17 protein-coding genes are annotated in these 18388 nt (G+C 48.0%); 14 read left to right on the forward strand and 3 right to left on the reverse strand.

Translation table 11 applies throughout. The features are described 5' to 3' along the window. Positions 1-53 precede the first annotated feature (53 nt). Entirely contained in the window at positions 54-485 is a 432-nt protein-coding gene (locus DW835_RS14560) for a M48 family metallopeptidase (RefSeq protein WP_118731340.1), read from the reverse strand. A gap of 165 nt (positions 486-650) precedes the next feature. Between DW835_RS14560 and DW835_RS14565 the strand changes: the two genes are divergently transcribed. The 7 genes from DW835_RS14565 to leuD all read left to right on the forward strand — a co-directional run bounded on the left by DW835_RS14565 (position 651) and on the right by leuD (position 7890). Further along, positions 651-1307 carry a thiamine diphosphokinase gene (locus DW835_RS14565; protein ID WP_118731341.1) on the forward strand — a complete coding sequence of 219 codons (657 nt, stop codon included), beginning with the start codon at positions 651-653 and terminating at the stop codon, positions 1305-1307. Between the two features lie 100 nt (positions 1308-1407). Next, positions 1408-1875, forward strand: coding sequence for a DUF4430 domain-containing protein (locus tag DW835_RS14570; protein ID WP_243037199.1), 468 nt, complete (start codon positions 1408-1410; stop codon positions 1873-1875). A 3-nt stretch (positions 1876-1878) separates the two neighbouring features. Further along, a complete protein-coding gene (locus DW835_RS14575; protein ID WP_347559389.1) occupies positions 1879-2397 on the forward strand; it encodes a hypothetical protein in 519 nt (172 codons plus the stop codon). 107 nt (positions 2398-2504) lie between these two features. Continuing rightward, on the forward strand, positions 2505-3221 hold the full coding sequence (locus tag DW835_RS14580; protein WP_022153851.1) for a response regulator transcription factor: 717 nt from the start codon (positions 2505-2507) through the stop codon (positions 3219-3221). A 62-nt stretch (positions 3222-3283) separates the two neighbouring features. Continuing rightward, positions 3284-5770, forward strand: coding sequence for a sensor histidine kinase (locus DW835_RS14585; RefSeq protein WP_118731342.1), 2487 nt, complete (start codon positions 3284-3286; stop codon positions 5768-5770). A 222-nt stretch (positions 5771-5992) separates the two neighbouring features. Next, a complete protein-coding gene (gene leuC, locus DW835_RS14590; protein ID WP_118731343.1) occupies positions 5993-7264 on the forward strand; it encodes a 3-isopropylmalate dehydratase large subunit in 1272 nt (423 codons plus the stop codon). 134 nt (positions 7265-7398) lie between these two features. Next, positions 7399-7890 (forward strand): 3-isopropylmalate dehydratase small subunit, encoded by a 492-nt coding sequence (gene leuD, locus DW835_RS14595; protein ID WP_118731344.1) that lies wholly within the window; start codon positions 7399-7401, stop codon positions 7888-7890. On the opposite strand, the gene DW835_RS18085 is transcribed toward leuD, so the two are convergent. Together DW835_RS18085 and DW835_RS14600 are read right to left on the reverse strand one after the other, a co-directional pair. Next, positions 7881-8093, reverse strand: coding sequence for a hypothetical protein (locus DW835_RS18085; RefSeq protein ID WP_148708623.1), 213 nt, complete (start codon positions 8091-8093; stop codon positions 7881-7883). The genes leuD and DW835_RS18085 overlap by 10 nt on opposite strands. Positions 8094-8315: 222 nt before the next feature. Then, positions 8316-9485, reverse strand: coding sequence for a cation diffusion facilitator family transporter (locus tag DW835_RS14600; RefSeq protein WP_118505064.1), 1170 nt, complete (start codon positions 9483-9485; stop codon positions 8316-8318). Positions 9486-9767: 282 nt separating this feature from the next. On the opposite strand from DW835_RS14600, the gene gpmI reads away from it, so the two are divergent. From gpmI to DW835_RS14635, 7 genes are all read left to right on the forward strand, one after another. Next, positions 9768-11309 carry a 2,3-bisphosphoglycerate-independent phosphoglycerate mutase gene (gpmI, locus tag DW835_RS14605; protein ID WP_118731345.1) on the forward strand — a complete coding sequence of 514 codons (1542 nt, stop codon included), beginning with the start codon at positions 9768-9770 and terminating at the stop codon, positions 11307-11309. Positions 11310-11410: 101 nt separating this feature from the next. Then, on the forward strand, positions 11411-12484 hold the full coding sequence (locus DW835_RS14610) for an aldo/keto reductase (protein WP_347559391.1): 1074 nt from the start codon (positions 11411-11413) through the stop codon (positions 12482-12484). Positions 12485-12570: 86 nt separating this feature from the next. After that, on the forward strand, positions 12571-13890 hold the full coding sequence (eno, locus tag DW835_RS14615; protein ID WP_118731346.1) for a phosphopyruvate hydratase: 1320 nt from the start codon (positions 12571-12573) through the stop codon (positions 13888-13890). A gap of 474 nt (positions 13891-14364) precedes the next feature. After that, on the forward strand, positions 14365-15282 hold the full coding sequence (locus tag DW835_RS14620) for an ABC transporter permease (protein ID WP_117466943.1): 918 nt from the start codon (positions 14365-14367) through the stop codon (positions 15280-15282). Between the two features lie 23 nt (positions 15283-15305). After that, entirely contained in the window at positions 15306-16355 is a 1050-nt protein-coding gene (locus DW835_RS14625) for an ABC transporter permease (protein WP_117466945.1), read from the forward strand. Next, positions 16355-17377, forward strand: a complete 1023-nt coding sequence (locus DW835_RS14630) for an ABC transporter ATP-binding protein (RefSeq protein ID WP_243037200.1) — start codon at positions 16355-16357, stop codon at positions 17375-17377. Before DW835_RS14625 ends, DW835_RS14630 begins: the two co-directional genes overlap by 1 nt. After that, positions 17370-18362 (forward strand): ABC transporter ATP-binding protein, encoded by a 993-nt coding sequence (locus tag DW835_RS14635; protein WP_118669457.1) that lies wholly within the window; start codon positions 17370-17372, stop codon positions 18360-18362. Before DW835_RS14630 ends, DW835_RS14635 begins: the two co-directional genes overlap by 8 nt. Positions 18363-18388: the final 26 nt, after the last annotated feature.

Consider the following 18388-nt stretch of genomic DNA (forward strand, 5'->3'; position numbering starts at 1 on the left):
AGTAAAAGATGGCGGTCTGTTGAAAAACAGGCCGCCATTTATAGCATGGCGCCTTAGCCAAGGCGGATGGGAATGCCCTGCTTTTTCAGATGTGTCGTCAGGGTAAGCTCCTGTCCGTGCTCCCTTAACCACTGCTTATAGATCCGGTAATCCGGCATGATGCGCTCGACCATGTTCCAGAAGTCCTTCGAATGGTTCATATGAGTCAGGTGGCAGAGCTCGTGGACTACCACATAATCCAGAGGACCGGCGGGACCGTAGATCAGGCGGTAATTGAAGGATAAAGTTCCTCTCGAGGAACAGCTTCCCCAGCGGGTCTTCTGGTCACGGATGGTGATAGAAGTGTAGTGCCCACCGGTGAACCTGTGGTAGTATTCCACACGGTTCGTGAACACTTCTCTGGCAGCATTCCGATATCGGTTTTCCAAAGCCTGCAACCTGCGGAGCTCCGCAACGGTCAGCGGCTGATTGTCATATAGATTCATGAGAGTGCCTTTCACATACAGGGATGTTGATCCTCTGAGTATCGTTGTAAGTTTGAACAGATTAAATATACTGCGTATGGCTTGAAAAGTAAACGCAGAAATTGTAGAATAGTGCGTGACGGCTCGTGGACGGAACCGTTACAGGAAAGGAAAACTTTAAATACTATGGGTAAATGTATTTTGATCGGCGCAGGAGATCTCACGATGGGAGAGCTGTCTGTGACGGAGGAAGATTATGTGATCGCGGTGGACGGCGGTTTAAGCTACTGTGGGATACTGAATGTGGAGCCGGATCTGATCATCGGAGATTTTGACTCGATGAGCGAACAGGAGAAGCTTGCTGTGGAACAGCTACAACAGACCGTTCCGGAGAAAATCTGCCGCCTGCCGGAGTGCAAGGATGACACAGACATGCTGGCAGCTATCAAGCGGGGGCTGGAGCTGGGCTATACCGATTTCCGTATTTATGCGGCCACCGGCGGGAGATTTGATCATACTCTGGCGAATATCCAGTGTCTGCTGTATCTCAAAAATCACGGCGCGGTGGGGTACCTGGTAGACGGTACGGGAATGGTGCTCGTACTGCAGAACGAAGCCGTGCATTTCCGGAAGGAGCTGGAGGGCACCATGTCGCTGTTTGCCCTGACGAAGGAGGCAAAAGGCGTGAATATCCGCGGCATGAAATATTCTTTGGAAAATGCTGTGATCACCAACGATTTCCCCATCGGGATCAGCAATGAATTTCTGGGAGAGGAAGCGGAGGTGTCCGTAGAGGACGGTGAACTGGTATGCATGATCCGGTACTATGAGGATGAAGTATAACCGTGGAAATACCGGATGCGATTTTGACTGTAATATGGAAAAATGTAATAAGGAAAAATCGACAGGAAATACAGAAAAAAGAAGGAGTATGAGGACAAGTATGAAAAGATTTATGACAGGAGAATGGAAAGTAAGAGTCTGCGGAGTACTGCTGGCAGTAACCATGGCAGCCGGAATGACCGCCTGTGGCAGTAAGTCCGGGGATAACGGCAGTACACAGGGAACGGTACAGGCGCAGACGGACGGAGTTTTTGCGGACGGCAGTGAGCTGGGAGAGGGCAATACCGAGTTTACTCTGACCGTAACGGATACGGAAGGTGCTGAGAGCAGTTTTACCATTCATACTGACAAGGAAAATGTGGGGGATGCCCTGACAGAGATTGGCATCATCGCAGGGGAAGAGGGAGATTACGGTCTCTATGTGAAGACGGTAAACGGTGTAACGGCAGATTATGATGTGGACCAGACCTACTGGGCATTTTACATTAACGGCGAATATGCTTCTACCGGTGTAGATGCCACTCCTGTGACTGCCGGGGATACCTATTCCTTCAAAGTGGAGAAGTAACAGTTGAAAAACGGAAAACTGACGATCAGAGAGATGGCGGTTTTCGCAATGCTGGGAGCGTTAATGTACGCTTCGAAGATGATCATGGAGGTGGCACCGAATGTCCACCTCCTTGGTGTTTTTACGATTGCGTTTACCGTGGTATATCGGAAAAAAGCATTGTATCCCATCTATACATATGTGCTGCTGAACGGGATATTCTGCGGCTTTGCCACCTGGTGGATCCCTTATCTGTATCTGTGGGCAGTGCTGTGGGGAGCGACCATGCTGTTACCAAAACGGATTCCGGAGAAGCTTCGTCCGCTTGTCTATATGTTGCTGTGTGCTGCCCATGGCTTCTTATTCGGAACTTTGTATGCACCGGCGCAGGCGCTGCTGTATGGTTTAAGCTTTCAGAAAATGGTTGCCTGGATCATCAGCGGGCTGCCCTGGGATTTCGTGCATGGTGTCAGTAATTTTTTCTGTGGGATACTGATCGTACCCATAGTAAAAATACTAACGTTTCTGGAAAAAAATCTTTAGAAAATCTTTTGTTTTTTCTGTAGGTGAAATTAGAAATTATAACTTAGAATCAGAAACAGACAGGGGAGAGGATCCCCTTGCCGCATGCGGCAGAATGAGAGGGAGTCATGGAGAACAATAAATATCATATTCTCATCGTGGAGGATGATAAGGAGATCCGGGATGGTGTGGAGATTTACCTGAAAAATCAGGGGTATCAGGTATGGAAAGCTGCCAACGGTAAGGAAGGACTGGAGATCGTAGCACAGGAAGAGATCCATCTGGCTATTCTGGATATTATGATGCCGGTGATGGACGGTGTGACAATGTTAATGAAGCTGCGGGAGCAGAATCACGAGTTCCCGGTGATCATGCTGTCCGCCAAGTCCGAGGAAGTGGACAAGATCATGGGATTAAATATGGGAGCGGATGACTATGTGACCAAACCCTTTACACCGTTGGAACTGTTGGCGAGGGTGAATTCCCATCTGCGCAGATATTCCAAATATCTGACGGCGGTCAGTGGGGAAGAACAGGAAAAATCCCATGTGTATACCATCGGTGGACTGGAACTTAACGAAGAAACCGTGGAAGTGACGGTGGACGGAGAAGCAGTGAAGCTGACTCCTATGGAATTCAAGATCGTACAGCTTTTGATCAAGAATCCGGGCAGAGTATTTTCCGCAGATGAGATCTATGAGCGTATCTGGAACGAGAAAGCGGTCAACACCGATACTATTATGGTACATGTGCGGAACATCCGTGAAAAAATCGAGATCGATCCGCGGAATCCCAAGTATCTGAAAGTGGTATGGGGCGTAGGATATAAGATCGACAAACAATAAATACGGCTGTGGAAAACAAAGCGTTTCGGCAGGCAGAGGGAAATGGCCGGAGAGGTGTAAGAATGGAACAGGTAACAGAGGCTGTGAAAGCGGAGACAACAGAAAACAGGGAAAACCGAGAATACAGAAAGCCTGCAGTCAAATGGCTGATCATCGGACTGATTGTCAGTCTGGCAGCTTCCGGCATTTTTACTGCCTGCTACGGAATCTTCGAGCGCAGGGCGGAGAGCAGGAGAAATGAACAATACATTGCGGATCCGCTGGAGACGTCGAATACGATTACGTATTTGTATCAGAACTGCTATCTGCTCTACCGAGATCTGTACAACAAAGAACACCAGACTTCCTTAAGCTATGTGGAATTATATATGCAGCCCACGGAGGGAAACGAATGGCTCAATGATGACCGGAAACGGGCAGAAGTGGCATATGGAGATACGGAGGAGCTCACGATACCGGAAGGAGCAGATCCCGAAAACTATGCGGCCCAGGGAATCTTGGCGGCGCAGACCGGGGAATACCTGGAAGAACATTTCAATACCCTGGAAAACTCCTTTGGTCAGTTGAATAATTTGTATGATTATAGGATCCGGGATACTCAGACCGGAGAGATCCTAAGTAATCTGGCGGATACAGATATCGTGGCGGAGGAACAGTGCTTTTATCTGACTTTTGTATTTGATGCCTATGGCAATGATGCAACCTTAGGAAATACGGTGATCGGATCGGATACGACAACCCTTCGTAAGACAGCGGCGGAAGTGATCCGTAATTGCGGTCTTACGCGAATGGTGGATGCCAATATGGGCACAACGATCGATGCCGGTCATAATACCATGTTCCGGTTGGAAATGCCGAAAAATTGTGAGATCACCTTCTGCATCTCCAGACAGGCAGCACAAAGTCTGGGACAGAACGGACAATTTATTTATTATGATCAGGATATGAACAATGTCAGTGTTTACTTTTCCATGGGAGAGTATGAATCCTATTATCTGTCAGGATGTCAGCAGGTATTTCTGATCCTGGCACTGTTGATCTTCCTGCTGGCGCTTGCATTTCCGGGACTTGGAGAAGAGAGAGCCTGGGAGAAGGTGATGCTGCTGAAGCTGCCTGTCGAGGCGATCGTTGTGATCCTGACTATCATAGCCGGTATCGGAAGTGAACAGGTGGTAGGACTGGTATCCTGGGTAAGAAGCGGTCATGCGCTGAGCACGGTTTTACGGGGAAACAGTGCGCAGATACTGTTATTGACCATAATACTGACCTATGCATTAAATGTTCTGGCAGTGGCAGCCTTGTTTTTCATTACCTGGTGCTGCGGTGTGTCCCTGCGGGCAATTCGGGTCCAGGGAGCCGGAACATATTTGAGACAGCACAGCTTGTGCTATCTGTTAGTGCCTCTCTGGAAAAAACTGTGGAGAGGAATGAAGAGGGGATTCTCCATTGGCAGGGATAAGGTGGTGGATGTCTATCATGATGCAGAGCATTTTGATGTGACAAAGGATGCCAAGAAGCTGATCCTGCGGATCGTATTGTGGAATGCCCTGATTCTGGTGATCGTATGCAGCCTTCCGCTGGGAGGAGTGACGATTGCAGTCATTTATTCTGTGGTACTGTATTTTGTACTACGGCGTTATGTCAGCAAATTGCAGAAAAAGTACGGATTGCTGTTAAAGGCTACCAATGAGATCGCCCAGGGCAATCTGAATGTGACCATTGAGGAGGATCTGGGAGTATTTGAACCCTTCAAACCGCAGATCTACCGGATCGAAGAGGGCTTCCGCAATGCGGTGGCGGAGGAAGTGAAGAGCCAGCGGATGAAGTCGGAACTGATCACGAATGTATCCCATGATCTGAAGACACCACTGACGGCCATCATTACTTATGTAAAATTATTGCAGGAGCCGGGAGTAACGGAGGAACAGCGGAAGGAGTACTTAGAGACGCTGGATCGTAAATCGCTGCGCCTGAAGGCACTGATCGAGGATCTGTTCGAAGTCAGCAAGGCAAATTCCCAGAATATCACGCTCGACATCCGTGATGTGGATATCGTAAGCATGGTGAAACAGGTCGAATTCGAGATGGAAGATAAGCTGGCGGATGCCGGACTGGATGTGCGGATGAGCATGCCGGAGGAGAAGGTCATCGTGCCGTTAGATAGTCAGAAGACCTTCCGGATTTTTGAAAATCTGTTTGGCAATATTGCAAAATATGCTCTGCCGGGAACCAGAGTCTATGTTAACGGTTTTACGGCAAAGGATGATGTGACCATTATCTTAAAAAACATCACAGCACAGGAGCTATCCGTATCCGGAGAGGAGCTGACGGAACGATTTGTCAGGGGAGATGTCTCACGCAATACTGAGGGCAGCGGATTGGGACTGGCGATTGCCAAAAGCTTCACAGAATTACAGGGCGGAAAGTTCCGGATCGAGTTGGACGGAGATCTGTTTAAGGTGGTGCTGATCTGGAAAGTAAAGCAGGAGAGTGGGAACTACGACAATTCCGGGGACACAGTGACGGCCGGAGAAAAACAACCACTGTAATCATAAAAAGTATTACATTGCAATATTAAAATAAATCAATAAATTGAAGCCGAAACATCTACATTTCCGTAGAAATACGTTAACTGTGGATGTTTTCAATTACAAATGAGTGTGCTACAATGTATCTATTCCAAACCCCGGAGAAAAGCCTGAAAGAGGCAGATTTTGTTCCCGGGTTCTGAAATAGAAAAGCTGTATGAAGAGAAAAAGGAGCAGTAGACAATGGGAATGACAATGACACAGAAGATACTTGCACAGGCAGCGGGCCTTGCGCAGGTACAGGCAGGCCAGCTGATCGAGGCACAGCTGGATCTGGTGCTGGGCAACGATATTACCAGTCCGGTGGCAATCAAGGAAATGGATAAAATGAAGGTACAGGGAGTGTTCGATAAGGATAAGATCGCACTGGTACCGGATCATTTTGTTCCCAATAAGGATATTAAATCTGCGGAGCACTGCAAATGTGTCCGTGAATTCGCAAGACGCAATGAGATCACGAATTATTTCGAAGTAGGAGAGATGGGGATCGAACATGCCCTGCTTCCGGAGAAAGGACTTACTGTAGCCGGAGATGTGATCATCGGTGCAGATTCCCATACCTGTACTTACGGTGCTTTGGGAGCATTTTCCACCGGTGTGGGAAGCACGGATATGGCAGCCGGTATGGCTACCGGTAAGGCATGGTTCAAAGTACCTGCGGCAATCAAATTCAATCTGACCGGCAAACCCGCAGAATGGGTCAGTGGTAAGGATGTGATCTTACATATCATCGGCATGATCGGTGTGGACGGTGCACTGTACAAGTCTATGGAATTTGTAGGGGACGGTATCGCCAATCTGTCCATGGATGACCGTTTCACCATTGCCAATATGGCCATTGAGGCCGGTGGCAAGAATGGTATTTTCCCTGTGGATGAGAAAGCTATTGCTTATATGGAAGAACACTCCAAGCGTCCCTGTAAAGTATTCGAAGCAGACCCGGATGCACAGTATGATGCGGAGTATACCATTGACTTAAGCACTTTACGGCCTACCGTGGCCTTCCCTCATCTGCCGGAGAATACACATACCATCGATGAGATCCACGAGATGGATCCTATTGCCATTGATCAGGTAGTGATCGGATCCTGTACCAACGGACGTATTGACGATCTGCGCACCGCAGCGAAGGTGCTTGCAGGCAGACATGTGGCGAAAGGCATGCGCTGCATCGTAATTCCTGCCACCCAGTCCATCTATATGCAGGCCATGGAAGAGGGACTTCTGAAGACCTTTATTGAAGCGGGAGCAGTCGTAAGCACTCCTACCTGTGGACCCTGCCTTGGTGGATACATGGGTATCCTGGCAGAAGGCGAGAGATGTGTCTCCACGACCAATCGTAACTTTGTCGGACGTATGGGACATGTAAAATCCGAGATCTATCTGGCAAGTCCCGCAGTAGCGGCAGCCAGCGCCATCACCGGCAAGATATCCTGTCCCTGCGAACTGGAGTAAGCTGCAGGAAAAAGCAAGATGCGGGCAGGCAAGTAAGGGATTGTGGAATCCTGTGGCTGCCTGCATGGAAAAGTAAGAGATATATTGGAACAGGAAAAATATTTGAAACATTTGTAATAGAAAGGTAACGGAAAATGAACAACGCAAAAGGAATAGTTTTCAAATTCGGAGATAACGTGGATACTGACGTTATCATTCCCGCAAGATATCTGAATTCCTCCGATCCTGCAGAACTGGCCACTCACTGCATGGAGGATATTGACAAGGACTTTATTAAAAATGTAAAAAAGGGTGACATCATCGTAGCGGAGAAAAACTTCGGCTGCGGCTCCTCCAGAGAGCATGCCCCCATCGCCATCAAGGTTGCAGGTGTCAGCTGTGTCATCGCAGAGACCTTCGCCAGAATCTTCTACCGCAATGCCATTAACATCGGACTGCCCATCATTGAGTGTCCCGAGGCATCCCGGAAGATTCAAAACGGCGATGAAGTCGAGATAGATTTCAATACCGGAGTGATCCAAGATCTTACCACAGGCGAAAGCTTCCAGGGACAGGCGTTCCCCGAGTTCATGCAGAAGATTATCGCCGCAGAGGGACTGATCAACTACATCAACAGTCAGGAATAAATTGAGTGCATGGCTCGTAACGTAGGGTTGACATAACCCCCACGAACGCCCGCATCGGATGGAACATCCTTCCGGGGTGTCAGGTCTCCCGGATGGAATTTCCTGACGAAAAGTGACATAGCGGTCGAGAAAATATCACCATCGTCCGACAAACATTCCCGGAAGGACATTCCATCCGCTGCAGGGGTTCTACATTTTCTCATAATATCTGTACGTCATAGGCATTTCTGCCTACAGCCATTTCTATTGTTTTGGTGCAAATCGCATCAAAATAGCAAAATCAGTACAAAAAATCTTCTAAATCAAACATTTTTTGTACTGATTTTATTATTTTTCCCATTTTAGCGAAAATAAGCTCTTATAAAAGGCCAAAATCTCCTGTTTTTGTATTTTTTATGCAAAAAATGGCGTTTTTAATACAAACTTTATTGTACCACTGCCTTATCCACATCAATCACTGCGTAGAAATCCGGGTGGTTCATCTGGATCCGTTTCGTGACGGAGTCAACCACATCCTGATCGGAAACGGGATAATCATAGGGGACTACGATGTCAAAAATGAGGTTCGTGTGGGTCAGTCCCTTGACGATGCGGAAATCATGCATGCTGAGTTTTGGATCGATCTGATCCAGATAAGCTTTTACCTCTGCTTTCAGGGACAGTGTCTCGGGGTCATTGGTGCTGACGGGATCCATGTGGATCACAGCGTTACAGTTTAATTTGCTGCGCAGTTCATGCTCTATGGTATCGATCGTATCGTGCAGGGTCAGAATATTACCGTCGGCAGGAACCTCCGCATGCAGAGAGATCAGAGTCCTTCCGGGGCCGTAATTATGCACGATCAGATCGTGAATCCCGGTGACATCATCATAAGAGAGAACGATGTCGTTAATCTGCTGTACCAGTTCAGGCTCGGGGGGCTGCCCAAGCAGGGGACTGATCGTGTCTTTGGCTGCGACAAATCCGGAGTACAGGATGAACATACCCACCAGCACACCACAGTAACCGTCGATAATGATGCCCGAGGCGGCGGAGACGATAGTGCCGATGAGAACCACGGTGGTTGCTATCATATCGCTCAAACTGTCAATGGCGGTAGCCTTCATTGCCACAGAACCGATCCGGGAACCGATGCTGCGGTTATACAGAGCCATATAGCACTTTACCAGGATCGAAAATACCAGGATGCCAATAATGACAGGGGAGTAGTCAGGAACTTCCGGATGGAAAATCTTACTTACAGAGCTTTTTACCAGCTCGAAGCCCATGAGCACGATTAAAATAGAGACTAACAGCCCGGAGATATATTCGATCCGTCCGTGTCCGAAGGGATGGTCAGAGTCCGGCTTCTGTCCCGCCATTTTGAAGCCTGCCAGCGTAATGATGGAGGATGCTGCATCCGACAGGTTGTTGAATGCATCCGCCGTGATGGCGATGGAATGACTGAAAAAGCCTGCCAGAGCCTTGGTAGTGAACAGGATCAGGTTGAAAAAAATCCCGACGATACCGCAGAGCATTCCATATGCCTGGCGAACGCCGGAATCCGTAACGTTTTCATGATCCCTGATAAATAATTTTGCCAATAATGTAACCATAAGATAACCCCTTTTCCCAAATGAGAGTTTAAGGGATATTTTAGCGCATATGCAGGAAAAATACAAGTAAATCCGGATGATTTGCAGAAAAATGATTTGCAGAAAAAACGCCCAAAGATGCAGATCAAGAAATCTGCGGTTACTATTGCGCATCCGTCGTTTTCAGTGTATAATCTCGGTGGACGTAATGTAAGCTTTCAGAACGGATCCGGGACGCAGACCATTTTCCGGAGCCGTACTGGTAATTTATAATAATCAAAAGTAAAAATGGAGGAACGATCGATGAGAAAGAAACCGGTTGTATTAATGATCCTGGATGGTTATGGATTGAATGATAAGGTAGAGGGCAACGCCGTAGCACAGGCCAGTACCCCTGTAATGGACTCCCTGATGAAGGAGTATCCTTTTGTACATGGTAATGCCAGCGGTATGGCAGTAGGTCTTCCCGAAGGCCAGATGGGTAACTCTGAAGTAGGTCATATGAATATGGGTGCCGGCCGTATCGTATATCAGGAGCTGACCCGTATCACCAAGGAGATCCAGGACGGCGACTTTTTTAAGAATGAAGCTCTGTTAAAAGCCATTGATAATTGTAAGAAGAACAACAGCGCCCTGCATCTGATGGGTCTGTTATCCGACGGTGGCGTACACAGCCACATTACCCATCTGTACGGCCTGCTGGAGCTGGCGAAGCAGCAGGGCCTGGAGAAGGTATATGTTCACTGCTTCTTAGATGGACGTGATACCCCTCCCGCCAGCGGTAAGAGCTATGCAGAGCAGTTAAATGAAGAAATGAAGAAAATCGGTGTAGGTAAGATCGCTTCCGTAATGGGACGATACTATGCTATGGATCGTGATAACAACTATGACCGTGTACAGCTGGCTTACGATGCCATGACCGAAGGCAAAGGTCTGACCGCTGCCTGCGGTATCTGCGGTATCCAGGAGTCTTACGACAGAGAAGAGACCGATGAGTTTGTAAAACCTACTGTTGTTGTAGAAGACGGCAAGGCAGTCGGACTGGTGCAGGACAAGGATTCCGTAATTTTCTTCAACTTCCGTCCCGACCGTGCAAGAGAGATCACAAGAGCCTTCTGTGATGATGACTTCAAGGGATTTGACCGTGTGAGAAAGGATATTACTTTTGTATGCTTCTCCGATTACGATCCTACCATTCCTAATAAAGAAGTGGCATTCCACAAGATCGCCATTACCAATACCTTCGGTGAGTGGCTGGCAGCCCATGACATGAAGCAGGCACGTATCGCCGAGACTGAGAAGTATGCACATGTAACCTTCTTCTTCAACGGCGGCGTAGAGCAGCCCAACGAGGGAGAGGATCGTATTCTCGTAAATTCTCCCAAGGATGTGGCAACCTACGATCTGAAGCCCGAGATGAGTGCTCCCGCAGTATGTGAGAAGCTGCTTGATGCGATCCGCTCTGAAAAATATGATGTGATCGTGATCAACTTCGCAAACCCCGATATGGTAGGCCATACCGGTGTGATCTCTGCAGCCATCAAGGCGATTGAGACCGTAGATGAGTGCGTAGGCAAGGCAGTACAGGCAGTGAAGGATGTAGACGGCGTTCTGTTCATCTGTGCAGACCACGGTAACGCAGAGCAGATGATCGATTACACCACCGGTCAGCCTCATACCGCGCATACTACCAATCCGGTTCCTTTCATCCTGGTAAACTACGATCCTGCCTATACTCTGAAAGAGGGCGGATGCCTGGCAGATATCGTACCTACCCTGATCAACGTGATGGGTATGGAGCAGCCCGCTGAAATGACAGGAAAGTCTCTGTTAATTAAAAAGTAATCACCGGAATATTTTCGGTAAGATCGCAGAAACCATAAAAGCAGATGAAGATTCCTCAGGCACTTTGCACGGTGCCTGAGGATTTTGTAACTGATTTTTACATGATATCTTCTTATCAGCAGGAGGAAGAATTATATTATATGGAACAGAAGAGAAATCTGGTAACTTTAGGAAGTACGGGAATTACTGTGGAGAAGAACTCCTTCGGAGCGCTGCCCATCCAGCGGATCTCCAAAGAAGCAGCCATCGGACTGCTTCGCAAAGCCTATGCCGCAGGCGTGACCTTTTATGACACTGCCAGATACTATACCGACAGTGAAGAGAAAGTGGGCGCAGCTTTTGAAGGGATGCGGGATAAAATATATATCGCTACCAAGACCGGTGCTGCCACAGCAGAAGGCTTCTGGAAGGAACTGCATACTTCCCTGGAAAAATTAAAAACAGACTATATTGACATTTATCAGTTCCATAACCCGGCATTCTGCCCGAAGCCGGGAGACGGCACAGGCTTGTATGAGGCTATGCTGGAAGCAAAGGACAAAGGCATGATCCGCCATATCGGCATCACGAACCATCGTCTGAACGTGGCACATGAAGCTATCGAAAGCGGACTGTATGAGACTCTGCAGTTTCCCTTCTGTTATCTGGCGACGGACAAGGATCTGGAACTGGTACAGGATTGCAAAAAGGCAGGCATGGGATTCATTGCCATGAAGGCACTGTCCGGCGGACTGATCAATAATTCCGCAGCGGCATATGCATATCTGGCACAGTTTGATAATGTACTTCCGATCTGGGGAGTGCAGCGGGAGAGCGAACTGGATGAATTTCTGTCCTATATAGATAATCCTCCTGCATTAACACCCGAATTGCAGGCGGTGATCGATCGTGACAGAGAAGAACTGCAGGGAGAGTTCTGCAGAGGCTGCGGCTATTGCATGCCCTGTCCGGCAGGGATCGAGATCAACAACTGTGCCCGCATGAGCCTGATGATCCGCAGAGCACCTTCCGCAGCACAGCTGACAGACGAGATGCAGGCAAAAATGCGTAAGATTGAAGAGTGCCTGCATTGTGGCAGATGTAAATCCAAGTGTCCCTATGGACTGGATACTCCGGCACTGCTTGAGAAAAATTATAAGGATTACTGCGAGATCCTTGCCGGAAAAGCATATTAATTACGGATAGATTTGAATAGAAACCTCCTTACGGGACATACTTACATCAGAAAAAGTAAAGTAGATATGCCTGTAAGGAGGTTTTTATGGAAAAATATCTGGAGATCGTCGAAGTACATGGAAGGGAGATTCTGGATTCCAGAGGAAATCCCACGGTGTCTGCCACTGTCACGGTGAAGGACAGAGAGAGCGGCAGATGTTTTCAGGGGATGGCAGCGGTGCCCTCCGGAGCCAGTACCGGACAGTTCGAGGCTGTGGAACTCAGGGACGGTGAGACCAGATATTTCGGTCTGGGCGTGCAACATGCCGTGAAAAATATAGACGAGAAAATTGTCGGTGTTTTACTGGGAGAAAATGCCCTGGAGCAGATCCGTATCGATAGAATCCTACGGGAGACGGACGGCACGGACAACAAGAGCAGCTTAGGTGCCAATGCCATGCTGGCAGTGTCCATGGCGGTGGCAAGAGCAGCTGCGGAGGCACTGGGCCTTCCCCTGTATCGTTACTTCGGAGGAATCTCTCCGAGACTTCTGCCGGTACCTATGATGAATATCTTAAACGGCGGAAAGCATGCGGCGAACACCGTGGATTTCCAGGAGTTTATGATCATGCCCGTACAGGCAGAAACCTTTGCGGAAGGGTTACGGATCTGTGCGGAAATTTATCATAATCTGAAAAAACTGCTGGAGGAGAAAGGCTTGTCCACCGGAGTCGGGGATGAGGGCGGCTTTGCCCCCAATCTGCCGGATGCGGAGAGCGTGCTGGATTTCCTCGTGGAGGCGATCGAGGCTTCCGGATATGTACCGGGGCAGGATATCAAGATCGCCATGGATGCCGCTAGCAGTGAACTATATAATGAAAAAACGGGAATGTACCATTTCCCCGGAGAGAGTAAGCTGAAGGGAGAGGAAGTCCTGCGGGATACCGGAGAAATGATCTCGTATTATGAACGGCTTGTGGAGAACTATCCCATTATCTCTATTGAGGACGGACTGGATGAAAATGACTGGGACGGATGGCAGGAGCTGACGAAACGGCTGGGAGAGAAGATCCAGCTAGTGGGAGATGACCTGTTTGTCACAAATACAAAGCGGCTGGATGCCGGGATCAAACTGCACTGCGGCAATGCAATCTTAGTGAAGGTCAATCAGATCGGAACCTTGTCCGAAGCCTTCGAAGCAGTGGAGATGGCTCACAAGAACGGATATAAGGCAGTGATCTCACATAGATCCGGGGAGACGGAGGATACCACCATCGCAGACATTGCAGTGGCATTGAATGCCGGACAGATTAAGACAGGAGCTCCCTGCCGTAGTGACCGCGTGGCAAAGTACAATCGATTACTGACCATTGAAGAAGAGTTGAAGGATGCGGCAGCATATATGGAACCGTTTCGCAAAATCTGAGTGACTGCGCAACAAAATGAAAACTACAAAAAATAAAAAATGTATAAAAAAGAAGAATTTTCTGCACCGGAAATTCTTCTTTTTTTTGAGGAAAACTATAGAGACATACATGGGAGAAAGAAAAAAGAACAAAAATATAATGTGTAAATATACATCATATACTGGAAAATATACACTATATACAGGAATTGAAAAACAGAGACTATTTTTAATGAAAAACTTTTTCATAAATATACAGACAAATGTGCGTAGCACACGAACACGGTGGAGATAAATCAGGAATAAGAAAAACACGGAAACTGGCAGATGCTTCATATGTAATTCAGTTGACAGCCTTGAAAAAGTGTTGTAATATAACAAAAGTCGTTGTCGGAAAAGTAAAGTACATTTTACGTACGTGTATACTTGCATACAAATACGAAAAGTGTATTTTATGAATGTCCGTAGGCAAAAGAAAAGCAAGGAGTTGAAGAGATGCTTAAATATATTGCAAAACGTATCGGTCTGGCGCTGATCACGATTTTTACAGTAGCAACACTCACCTTTTTCCTGATGAACATGGTCCCCGGTGGTCCGTTCCTCTCGGAGAAAGCAGTAAGCCCTGCTGCACAGGCAGCCCTGGAGGCAAAATATGGACTGGACAAGCCTTTGTCCCAGCAGTATCTGACGTATATGAAAGATGCTTTGCACGGTGATTTCGGAGAGAGTCTGAAGCAGAGAGGAAGAACCGTTACTTCTATTATAGTATCCAAGTTCCCTGTATCTGCAAGAGTAGGTGGACTTTCCGTTATCGTAGCGCTGTTGGTAGGTATCCCACTGGGATGTCTGGCAGCTACCCATCGTGGCAAGACGCTGGACAGCGTGATCTCCGTGATCTCCACTTGTGGTATTGCGGTACCAAGCTTCGTTATATGTACTCTGCTTCTGTATTTCCTGGGAAGTAAGGTAAAGATACTGCCCACTTACGGAATCGGCACCTGGAAGCATTATGTGATGCCCGTGATCGCACTGGCATTGTACCCCACTGCTTATATTATGAGACTGATGCGTTCTTCCATGCTGGATGTTCTGGGACAGGATTATATGAGAACCGCTACGGCGAAGGGAGTAAAACCTTTCTTCCGTCTGTTCAAGCATGCACTGAGAAATGCACTGCTCCCCGTTATCACCTATGTAGGTCCTATGATGGCTTATACTATGACAGGAAGCTTCGTAGTAGAGAAGATTTTCACGATCCCCGGTCTGGGCAATGAATTTGTCAGCTCGATCATTAACCGTGACTACACCATGATCATGGGTACCACCATTTTCCTCGCAACACTGATGGTTGTCATGAATGTGCTGGTGGATATCGTATATAAGCTCGTCGACCCCAGGATCAAGTTGAAGTAAGATTAACAGGAAGGAAGATACCGATGAAAGAACCGAATGCTATGAGCTTTCATGTAAAATATAAACCGGAAGATTTTATGCCGGCGAATGAAGAAGAGAAGCAGAGCCAGGTCATCATGCGTGAGAGCGTGGGCTTCTGGCAGGATGGCTTCCGCAGACTTCGTAAGAATAAGGTTGCCATGGTCAGCCTCTTCGTTATTATTGTAGTTATGATCTTTTCCTTTATCGTGCCGGCATTTTATCCCTATGATTACAAGACACAGATCAAAGGAAGCGAGAATCTGCACCCCATGCAGTATTCCGAGAAAGAGATAGAGCGTATGGATGCGGGAGAGAAGGTATTCCCCCATGTGCTCGGTACCGATAAAATGGGCCGTGATTATGCCATCCGTGTTATGATGGGAAGCCGTATCTCCCTGTTGGTTGGTCTGATCGCTACTGCCATCATTTTCGTGATCGGTTCCCTGATCGGTTCCATCTCTGCATTCTTCGGTGGATGGGTGGATCTGATCATCATGCGTATTGTGGATATTATCTATACGATACCGGATTTCCTGCTGATCGTACTACTGTCCTTTGCGTTAAAGGACCCTCTGGCGAATCTGGCACAGCTTCCCGGATTCGGATGGATGCAGATCGTAGGATCTAACCTGATCAGTATCTTCATCGTATTCGCATTGCTGTACTGGGTAGGAATGGCACGTATGGTACGAAGCCAGATCCTGACCCTGAAGGAAAATGATTATGTCATGGCAGCCAAGGCTCTGGGAGCCAAGGATGGCCGTATCATTAAAAAGCATCTGCTGACCAACTGTATCGGTACTCTGATCGTTACCACCACACTGCAGATCCCTTCCTCAATTTTTACCGAGAGTTATTTGAGCTTCTTAGGTATGGGTGTGGCAGTTCCTCTGCCTTCCCTGGGAAGCCTTGCAAGTGATGCCATTAACGGAATGATCACATTCCCGTACCTGCTGTTTGCACCCTGTCTGCTGATCAGTCTGATCATCTTAAGCTTTAACCTGTTTGGTGACGGACTTCGTGACGCATTTGACCCGAAGCTTAAGAATTAATGGAAGGAGTAGTGAAGATGGATAACAATTATCTGGTAGATATACAGCATGAACGTCTCTCTTTCTTTACTCCTGCCGGAGAAGTAAAGGCACTGAACGATGTCTCCATTCACCTGAAGGAAGGGGAAGTACTGGGCATCGTAGGAGAGAGTGGTTCCGGTAAATCCGTAACCGCATACAGTCTGATGGGACTGACCGCTTATCCCGGTAAGCTGATGGGCGGAGAACTTCACTTCAATGGACACGAAGTGGAGAAAATGACCGAAAAAGATTTTTCCAAAATGCGTGGTAAAGAGGTTTCCATTATTTTCCAGGATCCTCTGACCAGCTTAAATCCCGTATATACCATTGGCAATCAGATCATGGAAGTGATCCGTCTGCATACCGATGCGGACAAGAAAAAAGCATATGCAAGAGCAGTGGAGCTTTTGTCGCTGGTAGGTATCAACGAACCGGAGAAGCGTATGAAGCAGTATCCTCACGAGCTGTCCGGTGGTATGAGACAGCGTGTCATGATCGCAATCGCGCTGGCATGTGAACCGAAGCTTCTGATCGCCGATGAGCCTACTACTGCACTGGACGTTACCATTCAGGCGCAGATCCTTGAGCTGATGATGGAGCTGAAGGACAAGCTGGGCATGGCGATTATCATGATCACCCATGACCTGGGTATCGTGGCGAGCATGTGTGACCGTATTGCAGTCATGTATGCCGGTCGTATCGTGGAGACCGGTACCTGTGACGAGATCTTCTACCATCCGAAGCATGAATATACCAAGGGTCTTCTGGAGAGTATCCCCCGTCTGGACAGCACCAAGCATGAGAAGCTGATCCCCATCGAGGGTAACCCGGTGGATCTTCTGAATCCGCCTGAGGGATGTGCATTCGCCCCCCGCTGTAAGAACTGCATGAAGATCTGCCTGAGAGAGAATCCTCCTAAGACGGATTTCAGTAAGACGCATTATGCACACTGTTTTATGAACCAGAAAGCTGAGATGGAGGGAGGAAATACCAATGAGTGATAAGTTACTTCAGGTTGAACATTTGAAGCAATACTTCCCCGCAGGCGGCATGGGCAAGAACCGTAAGTTCGTGAAGGCAGTGGATGATGTTAGCTTTTTTGTAAACAAAGGTGAGACCCTCGGACTGGTAGGAGAGAGCGGCTGTGGTAAGACCACCACCGGTCGTTCCATCTTACGTCTGTATGAGCCCACCGGCGGTAAGATCACATTTGACGGCAATGTGATACTGGACGTTGAAAATAAAGTAAAGGTGGATATGCTGCCTTACCGTCAGAAGATGCAGATGGTATTCCAGGATCCTTATGCAAGTCTGGATCCCAGAATGACCGTAGGAGATATCGTAGGGGAAGCCATCGACATCCATAAGCTGGCTGCCAATAAGAAGGAACGTCATGACAGGATCATCTCCATGCTGGAGAGAGTAGGATTGAACTCCGAGCATGCGAACAGATATCCTCATGAATTCTCCGGTGGACAGCGTCAGCGTGTCGGCATTGCGAGAGCATTGGCAGTGAACCCGCAGTTCATCGTCTGCGATGAGCCGATCTCCGCACTGGATGTATCGATCCAGGCACAGGTGGTGAATATGTTCGAGGAGCTGCAGGAGCAGATGGGACTGACTTATCTGTTCATCGCCCATGACCTCTCCGTCGTAAAACATATCTCCGACCGTATCGGCGTTATGTACCTCGGTAAGATGGTAGAGCTGGCAGACAGCTACGAGCTGGTAGCACGAAGCCTGCATCCTTATACCAAGAGCCTGATCTCTGCAATCCCCATTGCAGATCCCATCAAGGCAAGAGCAAGTAAACGTATTGTTCTGCAGGGAGATGTACCCAGCCCCTTAAATCCTCCTACCGGATGCCGTTTCCGCACCAGATGTCCTTATGCGGATGAGTGTTGCGCACAGAAAGAGCCCGAGTGGAGAGAAGTGGAAAAGGGTCACTACGTGGCTTGCCACCATGTGGAGAAGATCAATGCCTGAAATTAGGTATTGACAGCTGAGCAATT

The sequence above is a fragment of the Clostridium sp. AM34-9AC genome (assembly GCF_003480225.1).
Taxonomy (GTDB): Bacteria; Bacillota; Clostridia; order Lachnospirales; family Lachnospiraceae; genus Acetatifactor; species Acetatifactor acetigignens.